The organism is Pseudomonas sp. PS01303, from assembly GCF_029959385.1.
GTDB classification, from domain to species: Bacteria; Pseudomonadota; Gammaproteobacteria; order Pseudomonadales; family Pseudomonadaceae; genus Aquipseudomonas; species Aquipseudomonas rustica.
The window spans coordinates 1-2725 of the sequence record NZ_JASCPK010000283.1 but is presented as its reverse complement, the minus strand read 5'-3'; the positions used below and the strand labels follow the sequence as shown (position 1 = coordinate 2725).

1 protein-coding gene is annotated in these 2725 nt (G+C 58.8%); it reads left to right on the top strand.

Annotation, left to right across the window (positions count from 1 at the left end; all coding sequences use genetic code 11):
* The first annotated feature begins 211 nt into the window (after positions 1-211).
* Positions 212-2485: a catalase/peroxidase HPI gene (gene katG / locus QMX93_RS30430; protein WP_282359294.1), complete on the top strand. Its 2274-nt coding sequence runs from the start codon at positions 212-214 to the stop codon at positions 2483-2485.
* The last annotated feature ends 240 nt before the right edge of the window (positions 2486-2725 follow it).

Below are 2725 nucleotides of genomic sequence, written 5' to 3'. Positions count from 1 at the left end.
GCCGAAGGCTGCGATCTTTTGATCCTGATCTTTTAGAGGAAAGATCAAAAGATCGCAGCCTTCGGCAGCTCCTACACGTGTAAGGCAATAAAAGACTTTGCCTATCAGTGTCCATCAGTCGGCCTATTAGCTGACTTGCCCAGTCGGGTCTAGCCTTACTAGTCCGAAGTCGGCACGAGCCGGCCGTAGCAGACCTGATAAGGACTCGAACATGGCAAACGAATCGAAATGCCCGTTCAACCACGCCGCCGGTGGTGGTACGACGAACCGTGACTGGTGGCCGAATCAACTCAACCTGAAAATTCTGAGTCAGCACTCGCCCAAGTCCGATCCGTTGGGCAAGGACTTCGACTACGCCAGCGCCTTCAAAGGCCTCGATTTTCAAGCCCTGAAACAAGACCTCACCGCGCTGATGACCGACTCCCAGGACTGGTGGCCGGCAGACTTCGGCCATTACGGCCCGCTCTTCGTGCGCATGGCCTGGCACAGCGCCGGCACCTATCGAACCGCGGATGGCCGTGGTGGCGCTGGCTCGGGTCAACAGCGTTTTGCCCCGCTCAACAGTTGGCCGGACAACGTCAGCCTCGACAAGGCCCGCCGCTTGCTATGGCCGATCAAGCAGAAATACGGCCGCAATATTTCCTGGGCGGATCTGATTGTCCTCACCGGAAATGTCGCGCTGGAATCGATGGGCTTCAAAACTTTCGGCTATTCCGGTGGCCGCGCCGATGTCTGGGAACCGGACGAGGACGTTTACTGGGGTTCGGAACACGAATGGCTCGGCGGCGACAGTCGCTATGGCAAAGACAACGCACCGATGCAGGAGCCCGGTGACGGCACGCTGGTGGCGGAGCCGGATTTGCACGGTAAAGAGGAAAGCCGTACCGATCAGGGCGAACGCAATCTGGAAAATCCCCTCGCCGCCGTGCAGATGGGGTTGATCTACGTGAACCCGGAAGGCCCTGAAGGCAATCCCGATCCCGTCGCCTCCGCCCACGATATCCGTGAAACCTTCGGCCGCATGGCCATGAACGACGAAGAAACCGTGGCGCTGATCGCCGGCGGTCACGCCTTCGGTAAAACCCACGGCGCCGGGCCTGCCGACAATGTCGGGCCGGAACCGGAAGCGGCCGGGCTGGAAGAGCAAGGCCTCGGTTGGCGCAACGCTTTCGGCACCGGCAAAGGCGCCGACACCATCACCAGCGGCCTCGAAGTGACCTGGACGACCACGCCGACCAAGTGGAGCAACAACTATCTGGAAAACCTGTTCGGCTTCGAGTGGGAGCTGAGTAAAAGCCCCGCCGGTGCGCACCAGTGGATCCCGAAAAACGGCGCCGGTGCCGGCACGGTTCCACATGCCCATGACCCGAGCAAAAAACTTTCGCCGACCATGCTGACGTCTGACCTGGCGCTGCGTTTCGATCCGGCCTACGAGCAGATCTCCCGGCGCTTTCTCGCCAATCCTGAGCAACTAGCCGACGCCTTCGCCCGCGCCTGGTACAAACTGATCCACCGCGACATGGGCCCGCTGTCGCGCTACCTAGGTCCGGAACTGCCGAGCGAAGAACTGCTTTGGCAGGATCCGATTCCAGACGTCACGCACCCGCTGATCGACGACAGCGACGCCGCAGCACTGAAAAGCAAAATCCTCGAGTCGGGCCTATCGGTTTCGCAACTGGTCTCGACGGCTTGGGCGGCATTCTCGACGTTCCGTGGTTCAGACAAACGCGGTGGCGCCAACGGTGGCCGTCTGCGTCTGGCACCGCAGAAGTTCTGGCAGGCCAACCAGCCCGAGCAACTGGATAAAGTGCTGAGCACCCTTGAAGGGATTCAAAACCAGTTCAATGGCGGCGCAGCCGGCAAGCAAGTCTCGCTGGCGGATTTGATCGTGCTCGCAGGCAACGCGGGCATCGAACAAGCGGCGAAAAACGCTGGTCACTCGGTCAGCGTGCCGTTCCATCCGGGGCGTACCGATGCCACGCAGGAGCAAACCGACGTCGAGTCGTTCGGTTTCCTTGAGCCGATTGCCGATGGTTTCCGCAACTACAGCAAGGGCAAATACACGGTATCGGCGGAGGCGCTGTTGATCGACAAGGCGCAACTGCTGACGTTGACCGCGCCGGAAATGACCGTGTTGCTGGGTGGTTTGCGGGTGTTGAACACCAACGTTGGGCAGAGCCGTCATGGTGTCTTCACCAGCCAGACTGAAGCGCTGACCAATGACTTCTTCACCAACCTGCTGGACATGGGCGTGGAGTGGAAGCCGACATCGCGGGATGCGGATGAGTTTGAAGGACGCGATCGCAAGACCGGCAATGTGAAGTGGACGGCGACGCGGGTTGATTTGGTGTTTGGTTCCAATGCGCAGTTGCGGGCATTGGCTGAGGTGTATGCCAGTTCGGATGCGAAGGAGCAGTTCGTCAAAGACTTCGTCGCAGTCTGGACGAAAGTCACCAACCTCGACCGTTTCGACCTGAAAAACTGAAAAACTGAAATATGTAGGAGCTGCGGCACGCTGCGATCTTTTGATCTTAAACATTAAGATCAAAAGATCGCAGCCTCGTTTCACTCGTCAGCTCCTACAGAATGCAAAAAAATGTGGGAGCAAGCCCGCTCCCACATTTTATCGCGCAGGCCATCTAAACCCTGTAGGAGCTGCCGAAGGCTGCGATCTTTTGACCTTGATGTTAAAGATCAAAGATCGCAGCCTTCGGCAGCTCCTACA

What these genes read in the sequence shown, in the direction of transcription:
- katG (WP_282359294.1), top strand. Translation starts at nt 212, where the DNA reads ATGGCAAACGAATCGAAATGCCCGTTCAACCACGCCGCCGGTGGTGGT.